General features: G+C 34.8%; 23 protein-coding genes and 3 pseudogenes. 8 read left to right on the forward strand and 18 right to left on the reverse strand.

The window, feature by feature from the left end:
• Positions 1 to 96 precede the first annotated feature (96 nt).
• Positions 97 to 696, forward strand: coding sequence for a hypothetical protein (locus tag ACXKY9_RS17780; RefSeq protein WP_001220602.1), 600 nt, complete (start codon positions 97 to 99; stop codon positions 694 to 696).
• A gap of 93 nt (positions 697 to 789) precedes the next feature.
• On the opposite strand, the gene alsR is transcribed toward ACXKY9_RS17780, so the two are convergent.
• A complete protein-coding gene (alsR, locus tag ACXKY9_RS17785; protein ID WP_000423234.1) occupies positions 790 to 1,689 on the reverse strand; it encodes an acetoin biosynthesis transcriptional regulator AlsR in 900 nt (299 codons plus the stop codon).
• A 153-nt stretch (positions 1,690 to 1,842) separates the two neighbouring features.
• On the opposite strand from alsR, the gene ACXKY9_RS17790 reads away from it, so the two are divergent.
• Positions 1,843 to 2,208, forward strand: coding sequence for a CidA/LrgA family holin-like protein (locus tag ACXKY9_RS17790; protein ID WP_000872365.1), 366 nt, complete (start codon positions 1,843 to 1,845; stop codon positions 2,206 to 2,208).
• Complete coding sequence (locus ACXKY9_RS17795; RefSeq protein ID WP_000578965.1) at positions 2,205 to 2,882, forward strand: LrgB family protein; 678 nt, start codon at positions 2,205 to 2,207, stop codon at positions 2,880 to 2,882. Before ACXKY9_RS17790 ends, ACXKY9_RS17795 begins: the two co-directional genes overlap by 4 nt.
• 12 nt (positions 2,883 to 2,894) lie before the next feature.
• Here the strand turns inward: ACXKY9_RS17795 and ACXKY9_RS17800 are convergent, their stop codons facing one another.
• Entirely contained in the window at positions 2,895 to 3,308 is a 414-nt protein-coding gene (locus tag ACXKY9_RS17800; protein WP_000442977.1) for an NUDIX hydrolase, read from the reverse strand.
• Between the two features lie 142 nt (positions 3,309 to 3,450).
• Between ACXKY9_RS17800 and ACXKY9_RS17805 the strand changes: the two genes are divergently transcribed.
• On the forward strand, positions 3,451 to 3,651 hold the full coding sequence (locus ACXKY9_RS17805) for a DUF3903 domain-containing protein (RefSeq protein WP_000625225.1): 201 nt from the start codon (positions 3,451 to 3,453) through the stop codon (positions 3,649 to 3,651).
• A gap of 367 nt (positions 3,652 to 4,018) precedes the next feature.
• Here ACXKY9_RS17805 and ACXKY9_RS17810 read toward each other — a convergent pair whose 3' ends face one another.
• The 14 genes and pseudogenes from ACXKY9_RS17810 to ACXKY9_RS17875 form a co-directional block, all read right to left on the reverse strand.
• On the reverse strand, positions 4,019 to 4,774 hold the full coding sequence (locus ACXKY9_RS17810; RefSeq protein ID WP_000974654.1) for a sulfite exporter TauE/SafE family protein: 756 nt from the start codon (positions 4,772 to 4,774) through the stop codon (positions 4,019 to 4,021).
• Positions 4,775 to 4,872: 98 nt separating this feature from the next.
• Positions 4,873 to 5,019 carry a BC1881 family protein gene (locus ACXKY9_RS17815; RefSeq protein WP_000644411.1) on the reverse strand — a complete coding sequence of 49 codons (147 nt, stop codon included), beginning with the start codon at positions 5,017 to 5,019 and terminating at the stop codon, positions 4,873 to 4,875.
• Positions 5,020 to 5,258: 239 nt separating this feature from the next.
• Positions 5,259 to 5,807 (reverse strand): annotated as a pseudogene (locus tag ACXKY9_RS17820) (hypothetical protein).
• Positions 5,808 to 5,830: 23 nt separating this feature from the next.
• Entirely contained in the window at positions 5,831 to 6,850 is a 1,020-nt protein-coding gene (locus tag ACXKY9_RS17825) for an NERD domain-containing protein (protein ID WP_001110269.1), read from the reverse strand.
• Positions 6,851 to 6,990: 140 nt separating this feature from the next.
• Positions 6,991 to 8,037: a GH25 family lysozyme gene (locus ACXKY9_RS17830; protein ID WP_001181392.1), complete on the reverse strand. Its 1,047-nt coding sequence runs from the start codon at positions 8,035 to 8,037 to the stop codon at positions 6,991 to 6,993.
• Between the two features lie 131 nt (positions 8,038 to 8,168).
• Positions 8,169 to 9,932 (reverse strand): ABC transporter ATP-binding protein, encoded by a 1,764-nt coding sequence (locus ACXKY9_RS17835; protein WP_000229523.1) that lies wholly within the window; start codon positions 9,930 to 9,932, stop codon positions 8,169 to 8,171.
• Positions 9,932 to 11,683: an ABC transporter ATP-binding protein gene (locus ACXKY9_RS17840; protein WP_000862460.1), complete on the reverse strand. Its 1,752-nt coding sequence runs from the start codon at positions 11,681 to 11,683 to the stop codon at positions 9,932 to 9,934. The genes ACXKY9_RS17835 and ACXKY9_RS17840 overlap by 1 nt, the downstream gene beginning before the upstream one ends.
• Before the next feature lie 136 nt (positions 11,684 to 11,819).
• Positions 11,820 to 12,041 (reverse strand): YneF family protein, encoded by a 222-nt coding sequence (locus ACXKY9_RS17845; RefSeq protein WP_001123317.1) that lies wholly within the window; start codon positions 12,039 to 12,041, stop codon positions 11,820 to 11,822.
• 78 nt (positions 12,042 to 12,119) lie between these two features.
• Complete coding sequence (gene sirA, locus ACXKY9_RS17850) at positions 12,120 to 12,560, reverse strand: sporulation inhibitor of replication protein SirA (protein ID WP_000860645.1); 441 nt, start codon at positions 12,558 to 12,560, stop codon at positions 12,120 to 12,122.
• A 156-nt stretch (positions 12,561 to 12,716) separates the two neighbouring features.
• Complete coding sequence (gene tkt, locus ACXKY9_RS17855) at positions 12,717 to 14,717, reverse strand: transketolase (protein WP_000019782.1); 2,001 nt, start codon at positions 14,715 to 14,717, stop codon at positions 12,717 to 12,719.
• 295 nt (positions 14,718 to 15,012) lie between these two features.
• The gene (gene phnE, locus ACXKY9_RS17860; RefSeq protein ID WP_001082387.1) at positions 15,013 to 15,816 is read right to left on the reverse strand and encodes a phosphonate ABC transporter, permease protein PhnE; all 804 of its coding nucleotides are present in this window, start codon (positions 15,814 to 15,816) and stop codon (positions 15,013 to 15,015) included.
• Complete coding sequence (gene phnE / locus ACXKY9_RS17865) at positions 15,816 to 16,610, reverse strand: phosphonate ABC transporter, permease protein PhnE (RefSeq protein WP_001286376.1); 795 nt, start codon at positions 16,608 to 16,610, stop codon at positions 15,816 to 15,818. Before phnE (ACXKY9_RS17865) ends, phnE (ACXKY9_RS17860) begins: the two co-directional genes overlap by 1 nt.
• Positions 16,607 to 17,380, reverse strand: a complete 774-nt coding sequence (gene phnC, locus ACXKY9_RS17870; protein WP_000569247.1) for a phosphonate ABC transporter ATP-binding protein — start codon at positions 17,378 to 17,380, stop codon at positions 16,607 to 16,609. The genes phnE (ACXKY9_RS17865) and phnC overlap by 4 nt, the downstream gene beginning before the upstream one ends.
• An 83-nt stretch (positions 17,381 to 17,463) precedes the next feature.
• Positions 17,464 to 18,402, reverse strand: a complete 939-nt coding sequence (locus ACXKY9_RS17875; protein ID WP_000915068.1) for a phosphate/phosphite/phosphonate ABC transporter substrate-binding protein — start codon at positions 18,400 to 18,402, stop codon at positions 17,464 to 17,466.
• A gap of 185 nt (positions 18,403 to 18,587) precedes the next feature.
• Between ACXKY9_RS17875 and ACXKY9_RS17880 the strand changes: the two are divergent.
• The 3 genes and pseudogenes from ACXKY9_RS17880 to ACXKY9_RS17890 form a co-directional block, all read left to right on the forward strand.
• Positions 18,588 to 19,085 (forward strand): annotated as a pseudogene (locus tag ACXKY9_RS17880) (metallophosphoesterase); the annotation flags it as partial.
• Between the two features lie 61 nt (positions 19,086 to 19,146).
• Positions 19,147 to 20,583, forward strand: coding sequence for an IS4-like element IS231C family transposase (locus ACXKY9_RS17885; protein WP_001053969.1), 1,437 nt, complete (start codon positions 19,147 to 19,149; stop codon positions 20,581 to 20,583).
• Positions 20,584 to 20,709: 126 nt separating this feature from the next.
• Positions 20,710 to 21,837 (forward strand): annotated as a pseudogene (locus ACXKY9_RS17890) (bifunctional metallophosphatase/5'-nucleotidase); the annotation flags it as partial.
• Between the two features lie 39 nt (positions 21,838 to 21,876).
• Here ACXKY9_RS17890 and ACXKY9_RS17895 read toward each other — a convergent pair.
• Both ACXKY9_RS17895 and ACXKY9_RS17900 read right to left on the reverse strand, forming a co-directional pair.
• A complete protein-coding gene (locus ACXKY9_RS17895; RefSeq protein WP_000607015.1) occupies positions 21,877 to 22,116 on the reverse strand; it encodes a DUF896 domain-containing protein in 240 nt (79 codons plus the stop codon).
• A gap of 45 nt (positions 22,117 to 22,161) precedes the next feature.
• On the reverse strand, positions 22,162 to 22,818 hold the full coding sequence (locus tag ACXKY9_RS17900) for a YneB family resolvase-like protein (RefSeq protein WP_000991472.1): 657 nt from the start codon (positions 22,816 to 22,818) through the stop codon (positions 22,162 to 22,164).
• Between the two features lie 141 nt (positions 22,819 to 22,959).
• Between ACXKY9_RS17900 and lexA the strand changes: the two genes are divergently transcribed.
• On the forward strand, positions 22,960 to 23,580 hold the full coding sequence (gene lexA / locus ACXKY9_RS17905; protein WP_000413738.1) for a transcriptional repressor LexA: 621 nt from the start codon (positions 22,960 to 22,962) through the stop codon (positions 23,578 to 23,580).
• Positions 23,581 to 23,643 lie beyond the last annotated feature (63 nt).

Consider the following 23,643-nt stretch of genomic DNA (forward strand, 5'->3'; position numbering starts at 1 on the left):
GCACTACAATCGGAATTTCTTCTAAGTCTTTAGTCCTAGAAAACGCAATGATAAAAAATCACATTTAGAATATAATTGTAAAAAGGAGGAGGTTGCATGCGTATAAAATTACTATCAATCTTGTGTTTATTATTACTCACAAGTTGTAGCCAAATAAAAAACAATGAAGTTGCCATTGTTGAGCCATACAAATTAACAAAAGAGCAAGCTTCTATTTTACAAATGACTCCTTTTCAAGAAGGAAATAGCATATTTTATAACGTTACGCTTAAAAATGATAAAGATGAAATAAATGCTACAATTGATTATTATAACAATGGTAAGAAAACAAAAGAAATTGCTAATATAGCTACCTCACATTTTTCAAAAAAGAAAGTAAAGCTTTCTTTTTTACCACCACATTTCCAATTTGATAAAGATATACAAGAAAAAAGGCAGTGGTATCTGAATATTGAAGGTGGTTCAACACTTGTTCCTGAAGAAGCGCCACCAAGCGTAAATAGCTCTGCAACTACTACAATCCAATCTATAAAAAATTTAAAATACAATCAAAAAACAACTTTAGCTGCTGTAATCCAAACCAGTAAAGAAACTGTAAGCGTCCCTACAATTGACGAAGAAAAGGGTATTGATTTACTCTTAAAAGAAAATGAACACGTTTATCTATTTAGTATCGAGCTAAAAAAAGAACAATAAAGCGGAAATGCAACTTAAGTTGCATTTCCGCTTTATTGTTTAATAAGGTGTACTTTTATGGATTTGAATCAAATCCATTTTCTGTTACTACTATTACTCATCTTCTACTTCTATTCTTTTCTTCTCTCTTGCAATTTTTAAAAACTCTAGCAGCTCTGGATTACTATTCATTTTTTTGTAAGCCACTGACATTTCTGCAACGAAATTAGAATCATATAACTCTTTATATACAACTTCTGTTTTATATAACTTATTTGCCGACACGGGTATTACTGTAATTCCAATCCCTGCTGCTACAAGCCCCATAACTGTTTGATACTCTGTTGCTTCTTGTACAATACGTGGACTAAATCCAACTTCTCTACAAAGAGATAAAATTGTATCATACAAAGCTGGCCATACTGGTCTCGTAATAAATACAAACGGCTCATCTCGTAAATCTTCTATATGTATTTCATCTTTCTCTGCAAGTGGATGTGCCTTTGGTAAACACAAAGTGCAAGATAACCTTTGAATTGGCTCTAATTCTAATAATTGCGTTGGAATTGGTGGACGTAAAAAGCCAATATCGATACGGTTATCATGAAGTGCATGAACTTGATCTGGTGTTGACAATTCATGTAATGCAACAGACACTCTCGGAAATTTCTTTCTATATTCCCTAACAATTGATGGTAAAATATCATATATCGCCGCACCTACAAAACCAATTGAAAGTGATCCTACTTCTCCCCTTTGCGCACTTTGTGCAACTTCTACTGCTTTTTCAATTTGTTCAAACGCTTTTTTTACTTCTTTTAAAAACATTTCTCCTGCTTCTGTTAGTTCAACCTTTCTTTTCGTTCTTGAAAATAATGTAACTCCCATTTCTTTTTCTAATTGCTGTATTTGTTGACTAAGTGGTGGTTGTGTCATTTGTAAACGAGCAGCCGCCCGTCCAAAGTGTAACTCTTCTGCCACAACAACAAAATATTGCAAATGCCGTAATTCCATTTTTGGACACCCTTTTCACTTTCGATTAATATGTCTTATATATTAATAACATATAATTTATATATTAGACAAATATTTTGAATGAACGTATAGTAGAAATTGTTAATTCTTTTTTACAATTTTTATGTAACAAAAGAAAGAGGTGGTTACTGTATGAAATGGTGGAAGTTAAGCGGACAAATTTTATTACTATTTTGTTTCGCTTGGACAGGTGAATGGATCGCAAAACAGGCACACCTCCCAGTTCCAGGAAGTATAATCGGTATTTTCTTATTATTAATTTCATTAAAATTTAACCTAGTTAAAAAAGAATGGATACAGGACGGAGCAGATTTTTTATTAAAAGAACTTATTTTATTTTTCATCCCTTCTGCAGTCGCTGTCATACGTTACAGAGATACACTAACACAATATGGAATCGATCTCATTTTAATTATTATGATTAGCACTCTTTGCGTTACCTTAGTTACAGGACTTTTAACAGAATTGCTACTAAAGCGGAAAGGATCAACGCAATGATCGGATTTCTTTGTTTACTATTAACACTATTCACATATTGGCTATCAAAAAAAATGTATCAACGCTGGAATTGGAGTCTACTTTCTCCTCTTCTCGTCTGTCCCATTATTTTAATTGCTTTATTGCTCGGATTAGATACACCTTATGAAACATATGAATCTGGTGGTCATTGGTTAACTGAATTATTAAAACCCGCAACAGTTGCTTTTGCATGGCCAATCTATAAATACTTTGATTTATTAAAGAAACATGGAATGGCTATCTTACTTAATGTCATTGTCGGTTCGTTTTTATCAGTCATTACTTCAGCACTACTAGCAAATTATTTTCAAATTGATTCATCACTAGAACATAGTTTAGCGCCACATATCGTAACAACACCAATCGCAATGGCTATTTCAGAAATGATTGGTGGCATGTCACAATTAACTGCTGTATTTGTCGTTTTAACTGCCTTAACAGGAGCATTGCTCGGTCCTTCTCTCATACGTATTTGCCGTATTAAAACAGCAATCGCAAAAGGTATTATGTTAGGAACAAGCGCAAATGGAACCGGTACATCAAAAGCATTCGAAATCGGTCCTGTGGAAGGAACAATTGCAAGTTTATCTATGCTTTTAACAGCAGGCGCTAGTTTAGTTATCGTTCCGCTTTTCTTGTCTTGGATACATTAAAGAAGCAAGTATTTACATACTTGCTTCTTTATCTATATATTGGCACAGCAATTCATAATCCTCTGGAAAAGCTAAACACAATTGTTCAACTTCATGTATCCCTTTCCAAGCAATTTCATGTATTAACTCATCAGGATCTTGGATTTTCATATTACCGCCTATTTGTTTAACAAAATAATAATGGACATACACTGGAACACCGTATGTAATACCCTCTTTTTCATATATTTTATTTACAACTTCCACATTGTAACCTGTTTCTTCCCAAACTTCCCTAATACAACATTCTTCTAGTGTCTCTCCCTTTTCAAGTCCTCCACTTGGGACAGACCACCTTTTTTCTTCTCCCTCTTTGCCCTGCAGTACCATTAAAACTTCCTTTCTTTCATTTACACATACCGCTGCACTACCTATCCATCTCTCCATAAACATCCCTCCCCTACTAAAATTCGCCCTCTTTTTTATTTTCCCCTTGAAAAAAAGAGGAAAAAAATAAAACAATGACGAAAGATTACATCAACTTCATAGGCAATCCCTTCTTAGAAATTAAAACTGGAAGGATGAAAATATGATTTCTAATTATGTTGTGGAATGTGTCTTTTGTGAAGAAAATCGAAAGCCTCGCCAAGCTATTGTCACAGTTCCCGCCACTACTCAGCTACTAGCCATTGAAAAAGTGCGTGCGGAATGCAAACGTCGCTTCGGAAAAACTGTATTATTACAAACAGAAATTAAAGAAAAAATTGTTTTTGAACAAAAAGAAAGCTGACCATCAATTGGTCAGCTTTCTTATCCGATCATATTTTCACATGAAGATTAGGGGCATCCTCTTTAAGGATCGGGATTTTCCCATTATGTACGTTCCATAATGGTCATCGAACAATATATTTCTATACAATTAACTATTGAATAGAATAGGGCAAAACTTGTTCGCATTTTTAGAAAAGGGATAGGGATATAATTCAAGTAGTACTTCGAATACTCGAACTTTACACTCATAATATTAAAACAAATCCTTTTATATGGGAAATATGAATTACCTACATAATTCATTCGTAAAATATATTAATAGTTTGCTATATTAATTTTATCCCGCTATTTGTAAGCAGTAACCCCCTACTTATTATAATTTCACCTTATTCCATCAATAGCATACATCCAGCTAAAACCGGTGTCATAATCATCGAAAACCTCAAAAGCATTCGCGGTGCATAATTTGTAAACTTCGCGCCAATATATGCCCCTAACATGGTCCCGATTAATACTTGCAATAACAATATATAATCTAAATATCCTTCCGAACTATATCCTAGCCCACCCCCAATTGCAATCGGTAATATAACAAGCATCGTTGTCCCTACAGATTGCTGAATCGTTAGTCTCAATAGAACCATTAATCCAAGCTGAATAAACGGTGCAGAACCAATCCCAAATGAACCAGCCATCATTCCAGTAACTAATCCAAGGCATATACATTTCAACAAGTAGTTCATGGAAAACTCTTTATGCTTATATAAAGATGACTGTTCTTTGTTTTGGAACATAATTAATTTAATAAACATAAAAATTGCCGATAAAAATAACATCCCAGCTGTAAACCAATGAAGAAGATGTGCTGGTATAAGTGAACCAAATTTAGAACCAATATAAGAGCCAATTGCGCCAAATCCTCCAACAATCCCGCCTATAATAAATGCAACATTGCCTTCACGGTAATGACTGACAACACCTGATAATGTCGTAAATGCCATTGCAGTTAAAGATGTTGCAAGAGCAACATGAATAGGAATATGAAATACTAAAGTGAGTATCGCGATAATAAACCCAGCTCCTCCAGCTCCAACAAATCCTAATAAAATACCCATTACTAACATTGTTATAATAATTGCCACAGACTTTCCCTCCAGTAACACAATTATCCATCATATTTATCCTTACATACAAATAAAAAGCATCCTAGACGGATGCTTTTTATTTCAAAAATATGTACTTAATCTTGATTAATCAAAATAACCGCTGGACCAGCGACCACTACTCCAGCTACTTCTATTTTTTCAAATTCCTTTACTGTAATAGATATAACTCCTTCTCTTTCCATCAATTCTTTACTCAGGACATCAGTCGGGATTGCTTTCACCGTCTTACCTCCTTTTCATTTATACAATATGATAAAGTAAAACTTTAATGAGTGGGGTTTTTGTCCGTACTTATTAATTATTACCCCTCACCAATCGGACTAATAATCACCCAATGCATCTATATATATGCATCACCTCCGCTTTCATTCCTTATTCCACTCAAAAACCTTCTCCCCCTTCCGTGACATATTGAAAAATAAAAAAGAAGCTATAACATATAGCTTCCCTCTACGTTTCTTTAATCTTTATGCACCGTATATTCCATGACTTTTCCATCTCTATCAAATTGGAAAACAAGCTGTTCGCTATCTATTGGAATAAAGCCACGTTCAGTCCCAAGATAATACAAAGTGGTAACTCCTTCTTCCCCACTTCTCGTTTCCGTTGGAGCTCCTAACAATTGTATAATTTCTTCATTTGATTTCCCTATTAATTTATATTTTTGTAATAGATCATCTACCATATATACCCGCTTATCTGCATGATTTAACCATCTATTTTGATTAAACTTTGATGTATATTCATTTACACTTAGTTGTACAGTGCACACTATTAATGGTATGAGTGCTACTATTAAAACCCCCAACATTTGCTTCTTTTCTTCATTACGATTTTTAGAAACATATAAAATAGCCCTTTAAATCATGACTAATAAAACAAATGGTATGAATACTACAAAAATGCTCCTTACACTTAAGGGTATATGGACCATATCAATGACGAATATAAATAGAATGTACATTACTATATACAAACAAAAATAGACATACAAAATGCCACGTAGCATAGCGTTCAGAAAGATCTCCCCTTTTAACTCACTATATAATTCATCCGGCTAATCATTTCTCGAATCTGTTCTAATTCTTGCACTGTATATACTACTTTCCCTGCTAAGATTTCATTTCTGAAGAACGTTACAATTTGCTCCCGATTTTTTAATCTAGGTGTTTCCTCACTAGAAAGATCTATTATTTCTTTTCCATTTTCATTATAAAAATATACAACTGGTTTTACCTTTTCTTTTATACTATTAGCCTGCATTTCTTTCAAACAATTGTATAAAATTTGAGATAGTTTCTTCACCTTATATACTGGATTCCCTTCATTTTTCACTTGTATAGTTGACGAATCTTTACCTACTATATATTCAAATGTCTCTTCTTTTTCAACTTCTTGTTGATACTTACCCATTTCATCAATCATAAATGAATATATACCAGCATTTTCTTTCGTTAAACCATGAATTAATTTCTCTTCCCATTCTTTCGTCTCAAGTAGATAAATACCAGTTTTGCACAAGATGAGATGATGGATTCGATTATCGTTTATTTCACTATTATTTTTAATAAAAACATTCGGCATGATTTGAATTTCAGCATCTAATATGATGCCTTGCTCTATGAATCCTCGCTTCATATAATGTAATGTTTCGTACGTATTCATTTCAGCACCGTTTTTAGTATATTCTCGTAAATTTGCAATTAATTTTTGAAACATATGTATTTCGTTATTATGTTTATTTTGTATTTCACTACGTTCTTTACTATGCTGCATAGCTAATTGATTTTTCATCATACGCATATTTTCAATTTCTCTATTTGCACTTACTTGTAAATCATTGTATTTTTTCTGTTCCATATTTTTTAAATTATTTTGTTGTTCTTTATGCTCTATCACTGTAGCTGCAATTTCATTTTTATACGTTTCAATCGCTTGTTTCTTTTCAAATTCTACTTGCTGACTCTCTGATTCTAACTGTTTATTTTTATAAAACAGCACAAATGCTACAGCTAATAATATTAAAATCGCACCTATTAGCACATAATTCATATTTTTACTCCTTTATTTCATTTTCGATTATTTTTTATAAATATATCTACTATAGTATACTATGGTTTCGATATAGACTTTGTAAAAGTTGTATATTTTTAATAAAAGGCACCTCTGACGGGGCACCTTTTATTTTCACTCTATTGTACACCATACTGAATATAACTCGGATCGTAGTATATCCATTGATTTGTCCCTAAGCAAAGCCATCCATCTTGCTTACTCCACACTCGATACGATTCACCCTGATGTAACTGTCTTATAACATTTCCATTTAATGATGGAGCATCACGCAAATTTACATTATCACCAGTAATAGTCGCTACATAATGTTTATACTGAATATAACTCGGATCATTATATACCCACTGATTTGTCCCTAAACAAAGCCATCCATCTTGTTCTCCCCAAACTTCATATGTTTCGCCACGATTCAATTGGCGAATTACACTAGACTGTAAAGATGGTCCACTTCTCAAATTCACATTATCTCCATTAATTATAGCAACCCCGTACACTGGAGTTGCATTATTAGGCGGGGAAACATTACCTCCACCACTTGCTCCATTCCCTTTTAAAGCTTCTAATGAAACTGCAGCTGATACATCACAATTTCCTACGCCTGAAATTTGTCCAGAATCTGTGTACTGCCACGCTGTCCACGCTGTCCATCCACCAGCATCAGCAGGCGGTGTACTCGAGTATTTAGCAATCCAAAGCGGTATATCACTTAATCCGCTAATTCCGAACTCATTAATATACCAAACTCCTGTATATAACATTACATCTTTTCCAGTAGCCTGTTTCACATAATTTATGAAGCTTCTTGCCCAATTCGATATAGCGTTACCAGTTAAATTACTGTTGCTCGGATCTGTTGGTGATTCTAAATCCAGAACTGGCATTAAGTCTGTCTGGTTATTTTGTAATATACCCACAAAATATTTTGCCTCTGAAATTGCATCATTTTGTTCTGGGCGTGCAAAATGGTATGCACCAATTAATACATTCGCATTTCGTGCTGCTTGTACATTCTTAGTAAAAGTAGGATCAATGTAGTTTACACCTTCTGTCGCTTTTGCATACGCTGCTGGAATTCCAGATGCCTTCACTGCATTCCAATCAATATTCCCTTCCCAATGAGACACATCAATAAACGTAACATTTGAACTTGATCTGTTTTGCATATAAAATCTCCTATCAATTTTTTTACTTCGTATACATACAATATGTACAAGTTTCATAAGAGGACACAACATTTATGCTATAGAAACAAAGAGTAAACATATGTTGTATACAAAATAAAAAAGACCTTGTATTACAAGGCCTTTTGCAAACTCACTTTATTTTGTAGCAAGTACATATTATAATACAAACCTTGCTCACTTAGTAATTCTTGATGTGTTCCTCTTTCTACTATCTCTCCATCATGCATCACAAAAATTTGATCTGAATCTTGAATTGTAGATAACCTATGCGCAATGGCTATCGTCGTTCTACCTTTTCGCATTTGTTGCAACGCTGTTTGAATAGCCTCTTCTGTTTCTGTATCGATATTAGCTGTTGCTTCATCTAATACTAATACTTTCGGATTCGTTGCTATCGTTCTAGCAAAAGCAATTAATTGTCGTTGACCGCTTGAAAATGCTGCACCTCTTTCTACTACTTCTGTTTCATACTGTTTTGGTAACTTTTCAATAAACGTATTTGCTTGCACAAATCGAGCAGCTTCTTTTACTTCTTCATCCGTAATTTCTTCATTATACATACGAATATTTTGCTTTACATTTCCAGCAAATAAAAATGCATCTTGCAATACGAGTCCTATTTTCTTTCTAATTTCTCGTTCTTCAAATTTTTCTAAATCTACACCGTCTATTACAATATTTCCTGACTTAATATTATAAAATCGCATTAACAAATTCATAATCGTACTTTTTCCGCTACCAGTATGCCCAACAAAAGCAACCGTTTGCCCTTGTTTCACGTGAAATGATACATTTTTTAAAACGTCACGCTTTCCATCATATGAAAAAGTAACATTTTTAAATTCAATATCCCCATCCACAACTTGAGGATTCTCATTGCCTTTTTGAACCGGTGCTAAATCTTTCTCGTCCATTAAATGAAATACACGTGATGACGAAACAAGTGCCTGTTGGAAAAAGGACAATTTCATCATCATCTCATTTACAGGTTGGAAGAAACGATGTATATAGTTAACAAAAGCATATAAAACTCCTACTTCAACAGGGCTCTTTAAAGCATCAATCCCAAATAAACCTAGTACTAACGCAATAGCTACAATATGCACTAAATCCGTAGCTGGTCGTAAAAGTAATGCGTCTAACTTCAAAGTACGTCGCCCTGCACTATAATGTTTATTATTCACTTCTTCAAACTCTTTTCTCATACGTTTTTCTTGTCTGAACACTTGAACAATATTCATTCCTTGTATGGACTCGTTCAACTTTGCATTTAACACGCTTAGTTGATTACGTACTTCTAAATAAAAAGCTGCACTTTTCCGGCGATATAATACCATAATCGCAAACATTATCGGAATTAATACGAGAGAAAATAGCGCTAATTTTACATCTAATAAAAACATCGCTACTAAAATACCTACTAAAAAGACTACATTTTTCACAAATGTTGATAATACACTAACATAAAAATCTTTAATCGCTTCCGTATCATTTGTTATACGCGATACAAGTGTACCAATCGGCGTACGATCAAAGAAACTTAATGACAGCTTTTGAACATGTTCATATACTTCAACTCGCATATCTTGAACAATCTTAAAAGCAATGTTCTGAAAGTACAATAGATTTAAATACGTAAATAATACTTTTAATAAATGAGCAACTATGTAAATTACAAATAAAGTAACGAGCGCTGATCGTTCAAAATCCCGCGGTACTAGGTGTTCATCGAGGAATTGTTTAATTAAAAAAGGACCCATCATTTCCGTTACTGTCGCACCAACTAAAAAGATAAATGCTAAAGATAGCAACCCTTTATATGGCTTCATATAGGAAAGCAATCTACTTAAATCACTTCGCTTCTTCTCTACCATCATACGCCTCCTTTCTCGACTAAAGCTTCTAATTGCTGGCTTTCATACATTTCCTTATACCAGCCGTTTTCCTTCATTAATTCCTCATGTGTACCTCTTTGTACAATTCTACCTTCATCAACAACAAGAATAAGATTGGCATGCTGAATTGCACTTAATCGGTGTGCAGTAATAATCGTCGTTTTCCCTGCTCTTTCCCTCTTTAAGGCACTTAAAATCGTCTCTTCTGTTTTTGCATCTACTGCTGATAAACAATCATCCAAAATTAAAATTTCAGCATTTGTTAATAAAGCACGAGCAATAGAGATTCGCTGTTTTTGGCCACCAGATAACGAAACACCTCTTTCCCCTACTACTGTTTCATATCCTTCTGAAAATTGGAGGATGTCATTATGAATACAAGCAATCTCTGCAGCTTGGGTAATTTCATTATATGTAGCATCCGCCTTTCCAAAGGCAATATTCTCACCAATACTTGCTGAGAATAAAAAATGATCTTGCGGCACGTATGAAATGGCAGAACGGACACCATGAAGTGTTATATCTCGAATATCTCGCTCCCCAATTTTTAATTCACCATTAAAATGATCATACTCACGGATTAAACATTTTAATAAAGTTGTTTTCCCTGCGCCTGTACGTCCTACAACTCCTAGCGTTTCGCCCTTCTTCAAATCAAAGTGAATATCGTTTAAATGTAACAATTCATTTTTCTTATACGAAAATGAATCAACGGCAAACGAAACATTACCGCTCGCTATTGTCTGTACAGCTTTTTCGCTATTTACTACATCTGATTTTTGTGAAAGAATTTTTTCTACACGGTCATATGAAGCACGCCCACGCTCCATAATATTGAATAACCATCCAAACGCTAACATTGGCCAAACGAGGGTACCTAAATATGTCGTAAATGTAACGAGATCACCTACTGTTAATTCACCTCTTACAACTAATACCGATCCATAACATACTGCGATTAAAAAAGAAAATCCAACGATAAGAGAGATTGTCGGATCAAATAACGAATCAATACGTGCAACTAACACATTTTTATTTACAACATCTTCTGATTTTCTTCGAAACGCCTGCAAATCTTCTTTCTCTTGTCCAAGCGAGCGAATCACTTTCATTCCACTCATACTCTCTTGCACTTTATCATTGATTTCCGAAAACGATTGCTGTGCTTTATGAAACCTTTTATGTAATAAAGTTCCATAATAATTTGTCGAAATAGCTACAATCGGCATTGGAATTAAACTTAATAATGTTAACTTCCAGCTAATTGTAAAACCCATCGCTACGAGTACACATCCTCCGACAGCTAATGAGTCAACAAGCGTCAAAACACCTGCTCCAGCAGTTTGCTGGATCGCTTGAATATCATTGGTCGCATGTGCCATTAAATCACCTGTTCGATTTGACTGATAGAAAGATGGACTCATCTTTGTAAAATGTTCATATAAATTTTTTCGTAATTGGCGAGCTAATTTTAATGAAGACCCGAAAATCATAATACGCCATATGTAACGTAATATGTACATCGTAATGCCTACAATTACTAATAGTACAACCCATTTTAGTAACTTATCGGTCGTCAATGTTCCATCATTAATTTCATCTACAACGATTCCAATTACTTTTGGTGCTACAAGTTCTAAAAGTGCAACGCCAAACAATAAAATAATTCCAGTTATGTACGCTCGTTTTTCTTGTTTAAAAAACCACGCTAAATTCATAAACACTTTCATTTTTTTCCTCCTCCCTTAAAATGAGCGATGTTTTCAGTTTACCAAAAATACAGAATTTTTAAAAGTTTTAAAAACTATAACTAACAAAAAGAAAGACACTCTTAGCGAGTGTCTTTTAGCGAGTGTCTTTTAGCGCTTATTTCATTTGTTGCTTGTTCATTGCGCTCATCATTTGATTGATTTTCTTTTGGGAAGGTTTTTGTCCCATTTGCATCATCATCATTTTTAACATTTGTTCGTTAATTGGTGGATTTTTTTGTAAGTAATTCATCATATATTTGCGGGCAATGAAAAATCCTAACGCCACGCCTGCTACTAGTGCTACTACGCCCACTAGAATACCTAACCAAATTGGCATATATTTTCCTCCTTCATGTTGTCTACCTTACAGTGTACTAAAACCTTTTCAATAAGACAAGATACAATTCGACATTTTTTACACATATGTTCGTACTTGTTTTAGAGGATTCAGCCATCCGTACTTTGTATTTTCATAATCCATAGCTAAAAATGTTAATTCACACTTTCTTAACACCTCAAAGAATGTTGTTTCCATAGAGACATTTCCAGAGGTATTCATACGAATATAGTGCGGTTTCACCATTATTTCGCCGTACTCCGCTCCCGTATAAAGTGTATGTGTATGATGTGTTCTATCATATTTACCAAGAACGCGCAAAGCTTGTTCTAATTTATGATGAATTTTCATTACTTGCAATGGCATCGTTATATACATCATTTGCTTATATAACACTTTTTTCTCCGAAAGGGACCCAGATTCTGAAAATCGAGCAAATAAATCAAAAAACAAATATTCACGACCAAAATAAGCTTTCGCAATATCCTCTTGAATTAAATACAATTCATACGTTTTCATTTTTCCACTCCCAATCTGGACAACCTTTTCTCTTCATTATATATAAGAAAATTTGCAATGATTGTCTGACTGCGGAGAGATAAAAAACTTTTTCTGTCGAAAAAACTCATTTACATAGAAAAACCTCTCCATGCCGGAGAGATTTTTCTGAAATCATTAAAGCATTTCTTTTACTTTACGAACAACGTTCTCTACAGTAAATCCATACTCTTCCATAATCTTCTCACCAGGAGCAGAAGCACCGAATGTATCGATACCTAACACATCTCCTTCAAGACCTACGTAACGGTGCCATCCGAATGTAGCACCCATTTCGATTGCGAAACGTTTTGTTACTGCTTTTGGTAATACAGATTCTTTGTACTCTGCAGTTTGAGCTTCGAAGCGATCCATAGATGGCATGCTGACAACCGCTGCGTCAACGCCGTCTACTGCTAATGCTTTTTGAGCTTCAACAGCTAGGCTTACTTCAGATCCAGTTGCAAGTAAGATTACATCAGCCGTTTCTTTCTTGCTTGCAGAAACTACATATGCACCTTTTGCTACTTTTTCATACGTATCATCTTTTGCACCTTCTAATGTTGGAAGGTCTTGACGAGTTAATACTAAAGCAGTTGGTTTGTTTGTAGATTCTAAAGCAAGTCTCCAAGCTGCAACAGATTCGTTACCATCAGCAGGACGGATAACAGAAACGTTTGGCATTGCACGAAGCGCTGCTAATTGCTCGATTGGTTCATGTGTTGGACCATCTTCACCAACAGCGATACTGTCATGTGTGAATACATACGTTACTGGCAATTGCATTAATGCTGCAAGGCGAATTGCTGGACGTAAGTAATCAGAGAATACGAAGAACGTACCACCGTAAGTTTTTAAACCACCATGTAGTGCAATACCGTTCATTGCTGCACCCATTGCGAACTCACGTACACCGTACCAAATGTTTTTACCGCTGTAATCATCTCTTGTAAAGTCTTTTTCGTTATTCATGTATGTTTTGTTAGAACCAGCAAGGTCAGCAGATCCACCGAAGAATGATGGTACAGACTCTGCAATTGCATTAATTACAGCACCAGAAGAATTACGAGTTGCTGCTTTTGATCCTAATTCATAAGTTGGTAGGTTTTGCTCCCAACCTTCTGGAAGTTGACCGTTCATTGCTGCTTGGAATTCGTTTGCTAATTCTGGGTATGCTTGTGCATATTCACCTAGCATCGTGTTCCACTCAGCTTGCGCAGTTTCACCAACATCTTGTACTGTTTTACGGAAGTTGTCATATACTTCTTCTGCTACGTGGAAGTCTTGCTCAGCAGTCCAAGCATATGCTTCTTTCGTTAATTTCGTTTCTTCTACACCAAGTGGAGAACCATGTGAAGCTGATTTTCCTGATTTGTTTGGAGAACCGAAACCAATTGTCGTTCTTACTTCAATTAGCGTTGGGCGTTTTTCGTCAGCTTTCGCTTCTTCAATTGCTTTCGCGATTGCTTCAATATCGTTTCCATCCTCAACACGGATTACTTGCCATCCGTATGCTTTGTAACGATCTTCTACACTTTCAGAGAATGAACGATTTAAATCGCCATCTAATGAAATATCGTTTGAATCATAAAGCACAACAAGACGACCTAATTGTAAATGAGCAGCTAATGAAGATGCTTCAGCAGAAACGCCCTCCATTAAATCTCCATCACCACAAATAGCGTATGTATAATGATCTACTACACTATACGCATCACGGTTATATTTAGCAGCTAAATGTCTTTCAGCCATTGCCATACCTACAGCAGTTGCAATACCTTGTCCAAGTGGACCAGTCGTTGCATCTACACCAGCTGTATGACCGTACTCAGGATGTCCTGGAGTTTTGCTTCCCCATTGACGGAAGTTCTTTAAGTCATCCATTGTTACATCATAACCAGATAGGTGAAGTAGGCTGTATAATAACATTGAACCATGACCTGCAGATAATACGAAACGATCACGGTTAAACCACGTTGGGTTATTTGGATTGTGTTTCATAAATTGAGTCCATAATGTATAAGCCATTGGTGCTGCACCCATTGGCATTCCTGGGTGACCAGAGTTTGCTTTTTCAATCGCATCGATGGATAATGTGCGAATCGTGTTGATAGAAAGTTGTTCGATTGAATGTGACATGCTATTCTTCCCTTCGCTTATATTAGTAAACGTTTTATACATTTATATGATAGCTTCCCACGCAAGATTATACAACATGTATCGACAAATATGTTGATATTTTTTTGGTTTTTTATAAAAAAATCAATGTTCCCGGGAATGTATGGGCATTCAATATGACATACTTTTTCATTATTTTTATTTTAAAAAGAAAGGGAATTATCTGTATATTTATACAAATTTCTTCTATACTTACTTTTTTTAATACGTTTTTAAAAACACAAAAAGCATCTAACTTCGATGCTTTTCAAATAAGTTAAACAATCCGTTTCCGAATCGAGCTTGAAATCAAATCAATTATAATTACCATTAAAATAATACCTAATAAAATAATCCCAACACGAGACCAATTCCGTGAACTCAGCGCAAAAATTAAAGGTGTACCAATCCCTCCTGCTCCGATAACCCCTAAAATCGCAGCGGATCGTACATTAATTTCAAATCTGTATAACGTATACGATAGAAAATCTGGTAACACTTGTGGTAACACCGCATACCAAAGTATTTGAAAACGGTTTGCTCCTGTTGCTAGTAACGCTTCCGTCGGTCCTTTATCTATGTTTTCAATTCCTTCTGAATATAGTTTTCCTAACATTCCAATAGAATGTAATCCTAAGGCTAATACTCCTGCAAAAGAGCCTGGACCAACAGCTTTTATAAATAAAAGAGCCATAACTAATTCAGGAAACGTACGAACAAAACTAAGCACAAATTTCCCAGATCCTGAAGTTAATTTTCCAATACTCATATTCGTTGCCGCCCAAAAGGCAAACGGAACAGATAAAAATGCAGAAATAAATGTACCTAATATCGCAATTGCCAACGTATCAATTAATCCATGTAATAAATCTTCACCATCTGGCAAAGATACATACGACCAGTCTGGATTTAATATCCCTGTCATAATTGCTTTCGTGATTTCACCTGCTGTGTCCTTTATCCCTTCTAATGGTACTCCTGAAAAGGCCCATACATATACAACTGTAAGTGCTATTAAAATAATCCAGCGATATATACTCGGTTTCTTCGGTTTTGGCACAATCATCGTCGTTCTATTCATTATAGTTTCTCCCGTAACAATGTACTAATGTAGTCAATTAACAAAACAACAATAAGGGTATAAATAATTATAGAAGCAGTTTGTTTATATTGTAAAAATCCAAGTGTACGATCATAATATAGTCCAATACCACCTGCTCCTACTAAACCTAAAACAGCTGCTGCACGTACGTTCACCTCAAATGTATAAAGAACATAGGAGACAAAATGTGCTTTCACTTGCGGAATTACCCCATAAACAATCCATTGCACCTTATTAGCTCCTACCGCTGTCATCGCCTCTAACGGACCTGGATCAATTGATTCAATTGACTCATACAACAATTTCGCTACAAGTCCAATTGAAAAAAAAGTAAGAGCCAAAATACCTGGAAGTGGCCCAATTCCAAAAATCGCTACGAAAATTGCCGCTAATAATAAATCTGGTATCGTTCGTATCAAATTTAAAATCATTCGAGCTAGACTGTATAAAAATGTGTTAGTAAACACATTACTTGCTGCAAACAGTGCAAGTGGAATAGCTAAAATCGCTCCTAAGGTCGTCCCAATAATGGCCATACGTATTGTATCTAACATCGCTGTTGTAATAACTTGAAAATAACTCCAATCAGGTGGCACCATCTCTTTCAATAGATCTACCATATTGGGAAAACCGTCTACCAGTTTTGAAAATGATGCATCTACTTGTACACTACTACTCCACAGCATTAAAATAACTAAAATAAACGTTAACATATGTTTCAACTTACTCGGCGGCTTCGGTATCGATTTCGAATATATCGTTACGTCACTCATTTAACTGCCACCTCTAACAATTCATTTTTCTGTGCTACATCTCCATAAATTTCAGCAAATTTTTCATCTGTCGCCTCTTCTACTGAACCATCAAAAACAATTTCTCCTGCATGTAATCCAATAATACGTGTCGCATATTGCCTAGCTAAATCAATAGAATGCAAATTCACAATTGTTGTAATTCCAAAATCTTCATTGATTTTTTTCAAATCATTTAATACTTGCTTTGTCGTAAGTGGATCTAACGATGCAACAGGCTCATCTGCCAATATGATTTTTGCTTCTTGTGCCAATGCTCTAGCTATTGATACACGTTGCTGTTGTCCTCCTGATAATTCATCAGCACGTGCATATGCTTTTTCTAAAATATTCACTCTTTTTAACGCTTGAAATGCGAGCTCCACATCTTCTTTCGGAAACAAACCTAACGTTGTACGTAATGTGGAATGATATCCAACACGACCAGCTAATACATTTTTTAATACTGTTGATCGCTTTACAAGGTTAAAACTTTGGAAGATCATACCGATATCCCGGCGCATACGCCTTAATCCTTTTCCTTTCGCAGCAGTAATAGACTCACCTTCAATAATGATTTCTCCTTCGGTAATCTCATGAAGACGATTTACGGATCTGAGAAGTGTAGATTTTCCAGCTCCAGACAGCCCTACCATTACAACAAACTCACCTTTTTGAATTTTCAAGTTTATATTATTCAATCCTTTTGTACCGTTTGGATACACTTTGGAGACATTTCGAAACTCTATCACACATCTTACCTACCTTCTATGTATTCAAAACGGCAAACTAACTGAAAACATCCCCTTTCAGCTAGCTGCCATTTCCATATGTATTATTGCGTTTTTACTTTCTTCCCATATTCACGAACGATATCAAATTTACTATCATCAGATTTAACATATCCTTCATGTGAATATACTTCTTTAATGATTTTACGGCCTTCCTCATTCTTTCCAATTTCAATGAAAGCATCTTGTAATTTCTTGCTCCATTCTGCATCTAAATCAGATCGTACAGAAATTGTATCGTTCGGAATTTTCTCAGTAAATTTCACTATTTTCGTTTGATCAAATATATTCGGATAATCTTTTTTTACAATATTACGAGCATCTTGGAATACAACAGCCGCATCTACGTCACCATTTAAAAGAGCAATAAGCGACTGATCGTGACCTTTTAATGTAACAGGTTTCACATCTTTTAACGGATCAATTCCCTCTTTTAATAGAACAGCTGCAGGCCACACATATCCCGCTGATGACGTTACATCTTGATAGCCAATTTTTTTACCTTTTAAATCTTTTACACTATTAATATTTGAATCTTTCTTAACAACAAACTCAGATTTATAATAATCTACTAAATCTTTTGTAGGGGCTCCTGTTTCATTCTCTACTCCAAAACGTTGTGCTTGTAAAATTACATTTGCAGCCTTCTTTTCATGTGCTAATACGTACGCTGTCGGCGGTAAAAATCCTACATCTACTTGTTTAGATGCCATCGCTTCTACAATTGTATTGTAGTTCGTTGAAATACTAACTTTTACTGGAATATTTAACTTATCACTTAATAGCTTCTCAAGCGGTTTTGCCTTCGCCTCTAACGTATCTGCATTTTGAGAAGGAACAAATTGAACATTTAAAGTCTTCGGTACATACCCTTTTTTCGTATCTTCATTTTTACTTGCGCTTGATTCCTTCGTTCCACAGCCACTTAATAATCCCGCTGCTAGTACAACTGTTGTGCTCATTGCAAAAACTTTTTTCAACATATTAATGCCTCCATTTTTCATTGTTATAAAATAACCTTTCATAAACATGAAGAAATATATCACATATTTTTACAAATAATTGATTATTTACAGAATCTTTACACATTCTATACACTCACATTAAAATTCTCTTCACATATTTGATATGATGAATTGGAAGATAACAATAGAAAAGGTGAGTCATATTGGAACAAAATCAAACTGTAACTTTAAACATCTTATTAACAAGCGATATACATGGCACTGTTTATCCTATTCACTACCAAGATAACTCCCCAGCAGAACTTGGTTTAGCTAAAATTTCTACTCTTATAAAAAAAGAACGTTCCCAAAATACAAACGTTCTTTTAATTGATAATGGCGACTTTATTCAAGGAACACCATTTACTTATCATTATGTTACATACGAAAAAAACAAAAAAAACCCAATGTCCTTATTAGCGAATTACTTACAGTATGACGCTGCAATTATCGGCAATCATGAATTTAATTACGGGATGGATATATTAAATAATGCTGTGACTACTGCGAACTTCCCGTACCTATCAGCAAACATTTTAGATAAAAACATAAAGAAACCTTATTTCGGAAAACCTTATATAATCAAACAGATTGAATCCAATATAAAAATTGCTATTTTAGGGGTAACAACACATGCCCATCAACTTAAGAATTTGCACTACCCCCAAGTGTCAAAAAACGTTATTCTTTCTAAAAAGCTAGCTAGAAAGGATGACATTTTTTATGAATCTTTCAATTCAAGATGAATTACAACTATTTTCTGAAGAGCTGTATCGTCATTTAACCCCTTCTCTTTTGGAAGAACTCGCTAAAGAATTAGGTTTTGTAAAAAGAAAACGAAAGTTTTCAGGAAATGAATTAGCTACCATATGTATCTGGGTCAGTCAACGTACAGCGAGTGATTCTCTCGTTCGACTATGCAGTCAATTACACGCCGCCACAGGCACTCTTATGAGTCCAGAAGGACTCAATAAACGCTTTGATAAAAAAGCGGTTGAATTTTTGAAATATATTTTTTCTGCATTATGGAAAAGTAAACTTTGTAAAACATCAGCCATTTCAAGTGCAGCACTCACGTATTTTCAACGAATCCGTATTTTAGATGCGACGATTTTCCAAGTACCGAAACATTTAGCACATGTATATCCTGGGTCAGGTGGTTGTGCACAAACTGCAGGTATCAAGATTCAATTAGAATATGACTTACACAGCGGACAGTTTTTAAACTTCCAGGTAGGTCCTGGAAAAAATAATGATAAAACATTTGGAACAGATTGCTTAGATACCTTACGGCCGGGTGATCTGTGTATTCGTGATTTAGGATATTTTTCATTGGAAGACTTAGATCAAATGGATCAACGTGGCGTGTGCTATATATCAAGACTTAAGTTAAACCATACCGTCTATACGAAAAATCCATTTCCAGAATACTTTCGAAATGGGACAATCAAAAAACAGTCACAGTATATCCAAGTTGATTTAGAGAACATTATGCACACGTTAAAACCAGGACAAACGTATGAAATAAAAGAGTCGTATATTGGCAAGAATCAAAGATTATTTACAAGAGTAATTATCTACCGATTAACAGAGGAACAAATACTGGAACGTAGAAAAAAACAAAGCTATACCGAAAGTAAAAAGGGGATTACATTTTCAGAAAAGAGTAAACGATTAACGGGTATCAACATATATGTTACGAATACGCCTTGGGAAGTGGTTCCGATGGAACAAATCCATGATTTTTACTCCCTCCGCTGGCAGATCGAAATCATATTTAAAACGTGGAAATCTCTATTTCAAATTCATCATTGGCAAACTATCAAACAAGAGCGATTAGAATGCCATGTGTATGGAAAACTCATTGCCATTTTTATATGTTCTTCCACGATGTTTAAGATGCGCCAACTTCTGTTGCAAAAGCACAAAAGAGAACTAAGCGAATATAAAGCAATTGGGATGATTCAAGATCATCTATCCCTGTTATATCAAGCGATACAGAGAAACACCCGTATAATAACAAAGGTTTTAATCCGCCTGTTTACCCTACTAAAGAAAAATGGCCGGAAATCCCATCGATATGAGAAGAAAACTATCTTTGATATTATGGGTGTTGTCTATGAGTATAATGGATTGAGAAAACAAAAGAAAGCTGCATAAGAAAAAAATGAAACCCGTTAGGGTTTATTTCGTATGCTCATTTTTAAGAGGATTATACTGTTTAAAAGTTTGTTCATTTCAATTAATGGAAAACCGTAGAGTTTCTATCCTTAAGTTGATGGGCATGGGGTAACAACACATTACATACCAAATTGGGAACAGTCCCATCACATTAAAGATTTACTATTTGAAGATGCATTAAAGACTACAAAAGAATGGGTTTCTTATATTCGCGAACATGAGAAACCAGATTTACTAGTCGTAGCGTATCACGGGGGAGTTGAACGAGATTTACAAACCGGGGTACCGACTGAAGTGTTAACAGGAGAAAACCAAGGATATGCAATGTGCCATGAAATTGAAGGCATAGATATCTTATTAACAGGCCACCAACACCGGGAAATTTCTCACACAATGGCTAACGGTGTAACAATTTTACAGACCGGATGCAATGGACACTCAGTTGGAAAAGTAAAAGTAACATTCGAAAAAACGAAACATAAATGGGTGAAAAAAGAGAGTTCTTCTGAATTATTATCTGTACAAGGATTTGAGGCGGACCAAGATGTACTTTCATTGGTAGCCGATTACGAAAAGAAAACACAAAAGTGGCTTGATCAACCTATTGGAATCATTCAAGGGGACATGCAAATTTCAGATGCTATGCAAACTCGTTTGCATGATCATCCTTTTATAGAATTCATAAATAAAATACAGATGAATATAGCTAATGTATCAATTTCTTGTACAAGTTTGTTCCATAATACATCTCCAGGTTTCCCGGAACATGTAACAATGCGTGATATCGTTTCTAATTATATTTATCCAAACACATTAAAAGTAATTAAAATAACTGGAGCAGATATAAAAAATGCTCTTGAACTCTCTGCTTCTTATTTCACATTAAAAACAGATGGATCAATCACCATAAGTCCTACCTACATAGAACCAAAGCCACAACATTATAATTATGATATGTGGGAAGGGATTTCATACGTATTAAACATTTCAAAACCAATTGGTGAAAGAGTAGAATCTTTACAGCATAACAGTGCTCCTCTTAATATGAATGAAGAATATGACGTTGTAATGAATAATTATCGTGCAAGTGGCGGGGGAAATTTCTTTATGTTTCAAAACAAACCAGTAGTAAAAGATATACCCACAGATATGTCTGAACTTATCGCTAATTATATATTGGAACATAAAACGATAGAAGCAACAGTTAATAACAACTGGAAAGTTATTAAATAACGATTTTTACAAATAAAAAAGATGGGCTTCGCCCATCTTTTAATTTAATTTTGCATTATCTTGCTTTTTTAAAGCTTTTAATTTCGTCGGTGTAACATCTGTACCTTCTTCGTTAACAACTTTAATACCTTTAAGTTCGTTTAACATATTTTGACGAAATCCTTTTAAATATTGTTCACGTAGCGATTGACGCTCACGTTGCTCTTCTTCAGTTAAACCTTCAGCTTTTGCTTTTTTCGCTAAGAAGTTAATGCGTTCAACGAGTTCGTGATTAATCATCTCGAATCCCCCTTCTAATCAAAACTGATTATTATCATACAATAGTTACTCTTCTTTATCAAGCAATTGCTTCGTATACTCTACATATCTACGATGTACAGTCGCCTTTGAAACATTATGACCAAATCCACGTAATGTTGCTGCAATTTCTTCAAACGTGAGTTCACTTTTTCGCAAACGTACAATTTCCTCAATTGGCACTTCTTTTTTCTCTCTTCCTACACTTAAATGACGATTTTTTAAATTTTTTTCTGGACGATAACCTTTTTCTACTGCACGTTGCATACCTCGTTTAATTTTCATATTATGAATCTTTCTTTGATATTCTTCAACAATACCAATAATATCTAATACCATCGAATCAGAATCCGACAATTGTAATTCACCGTTATGTGTATGCGTATATACTTTTATGCCTTCTTTATGTAAACAATGCATTAACGCGATCTTCGCATTTCCTCTACCAAGACGCGTTTCATCTTGTATAAGTAACACATCAATTTGTTCGTCTCGAATTGTATCCAACACCTCTAATATACCGTCACGTTCAATTGTATATCCACTAGCCTGCTCTTCAATCACCTTAGTAACATTCATTTGATAGCGCTCAGCTAAATGCAATAATTCATCTTTTTGACGTAATAATGATGTTTCTTGTGCTTCTTTCGTTGTACTCACACGTGCATAAATAATTGCATTCATTTTGAACCCCTCTTTCTCCCTATTATTTCCCTATAGTGTAACATAAATCCGCCATTTGTTCGAACTTATGTTTGTAGAATGTTTTTTCACATGTTATACTTATTAATAAGAAAAATGAAAGAAAACGAGGTGTTAGAAAAAATGGAAAAGTTAACGAAACGCCAGCAAGACATTCTCGACTTTATTAAGCTAAAAGTACAAGAAAAAGGATATCCACCTTCCGTACGTGAAATTGGTCAAGCAGTCGGCCTCGCTTCTAGTTCTACAGTGCACGGACATTTATCACGATTAGAAGAAAAAGGATACATTCGACGCGATCCAACAAAACCACGTGCCATTGAAATTTTAGGTGAAGACCGAATGGATACGGAAACACAATCTGTTATTCAAGTTCCAATTGTCGGAAAAGTTACTGCTGGTTTACCAATTACAGCGGTCGAAAGCGTAGAGGAACATTTCCCACTTCCAGCTAGTATTGTTGCTGGAGCAGACCAAGTGTTCATGTTACGTATTTCTGGAGATAGTATGATTGAAGCTGGTATTTTCGATGGAGATTTAGTTGTTGTTCGCCAACAACAGTCTGCATATAATGGTGAAATTGTAGTCGCTTTAACAGAAGATAATGAAGCAACTGTTAAACGTTTCTATAAAGAAAAAGACCATTTCCGTTTACAACCAGAAAATTCTTCATTAGAACCTATCATTTTAAAACAAGTGTCAGTTATCGGGAAAGTAATTGGCGTATATCGTGATTTACATTAAAAAATAATAAAAAGAAGATAATTACCTTATTTATATACGGTAATTATCTTCTTTTTTGTATTT

The sequence above is a fragment of the Bacillus sp. 2175 genome, assembly GCF_057812155.1.

Excerpts from the sequence above, each read along its gene's own strand:
- ACXKY9_RS17790 (WP_000872365.1), top strand. The coding sequence starts at position 1,843 with ATGAAATGGTGGAAGTTAAGCGGACAAATTTTATTACTATTTTGTTTC.
- ACXKY9_RS17780 (WP_001220602.1), top strand. The coding sequence starts at position 97 with ATGCGTATAAAATTACTATCAATCTTGTGTTTATTATTACTCACAAGT.
- lexA (WP_000413738.1), top strand. The coding sequence starts at position 22,960 with ATGGAAAAGTTAACGAAACGCCAGCAAGACATTCTCGACTTTATTAAG.
- ACXKY9_RS17885 (WP_001053969.1), top strand. The coding sequence starts at position 19,147 with ATGAATCTTTCAATTCAAGATGAATTACAACTATTTTCTGAAGAGCTG.
- ACXKY9_RS17840 (WP_000862460.1), bottom strand. The coding sequence starts at position 11,683 with ATGAAAGTGTTTATGAATTTAGCGTGGTTTTTTAAACAAGAAAAACGA.
- alsR (WP_000423234.1), bottom strand. The coding sequence starts at position 1,689 with ATGGAATTACGGCATTTGCAATATTTTGTTGTTGTGGCAGAAGAGTTA.
- phnE (WP_001082387.1), bottom strand. The coding sequence starts at position 15,816 with ATGAATAGAACGACGATGATTGTGCCAAAACCGAAGAAACCGAGTATA.
- ACXKY9_RS17830 (WP_001181392.1), bottom strand. The coding sequence starts at position 8,037 with ATGCAAAACAGATCAAGTTCAAATGTTACGTTTATTGATGTGTCTCAT.
- ACXKY9_RS17900 (WP_000991472.1), bottom strand. The coding sequence starts at position 22,818 with ATGAATGCAATTATTTATGCACGTGTGAGTACAACGAAAGAAGCACAA.
- ACXKY9_RS17825 (WP_001110269.1), bottom strand. The coding sequence starts at position 6,850 with ATGAATTATGTGCTAATAGGTGCGATTTTAATATTATTAGCTGTAGCA.
- ACXKY9_RS17835 (WP_000229523.1), bottom strand. The coding sequence starts at position 9,932 with ATGGTAGAGAAGAAGCGAAGTGATTTAAGTAGATTGCTTTCCTATATG.
- ACXKY9_RS17800 (WP_000442977.1), bottom strand. The coding sequence starts at position 3,308 with ATGGAGAGATGGATAGGTAGTGCAGCGGTATGTGTAAATGAAAGAAAG.
- tkt (WP_000019782.1), bottom strand. The coding sequence starts at position 14,717 with ATGTCACATTCAATCGAACAACTTTCTATCAACACGATTCGCACATTA.
- ACXKY9_RS17805 (WP_000625225.1), top strand. The coding sequence starts at position 3,451 with ATGATTTCTAATTATGTTGTGGAATGTGTCTTTTGTGAAGAAAATCGA.
- phnE (WP_001286376.1), bottom strand. The coding sequence starts at position 16,610 with ATGAGTGACGTAACGATATATTCGAAATCGATACCGAAGCCGCCGAGT.
- sirA (WP_000860645.1), bottom strand. The coding sequence starts at position 12,560 with ATGAAAACGTATGAATTGTATTTAATTCAAGAGGATATTGCGAAAGCT.
- ACXKY9_RS17845 (WP_001123317.1), bottom strand. The coding sequence starts at position 12,041 with ATGCCAATTTGGTTAGGTATTCTAGTGGGCGTAGTAGCACTAGTAGCA.
- ACXKY9_RS17875 (WP_000915068.1), bottom strand. The coding sequence starts at position 18,402 with ATGTTGAAAAAAGTTTTTGCAATGAGCACAACAGTTGTACTAGCAGCG.
- ACXKY9_RS17795 (WP_000578965.1), top strand. The coding sequence starts at position 2,205 with ATGATCGGATTTCTTTGTTTACTATTAACACTATTCACATATTGGCTA.
- ACXKY9_RS17895 (WP_000607015.1), bottom strand. The coding sequence starts at position 22,116 with ATGATTAATCACGAACTCGTTGAACGCATTAACTTCTTAGCGAAAAAA.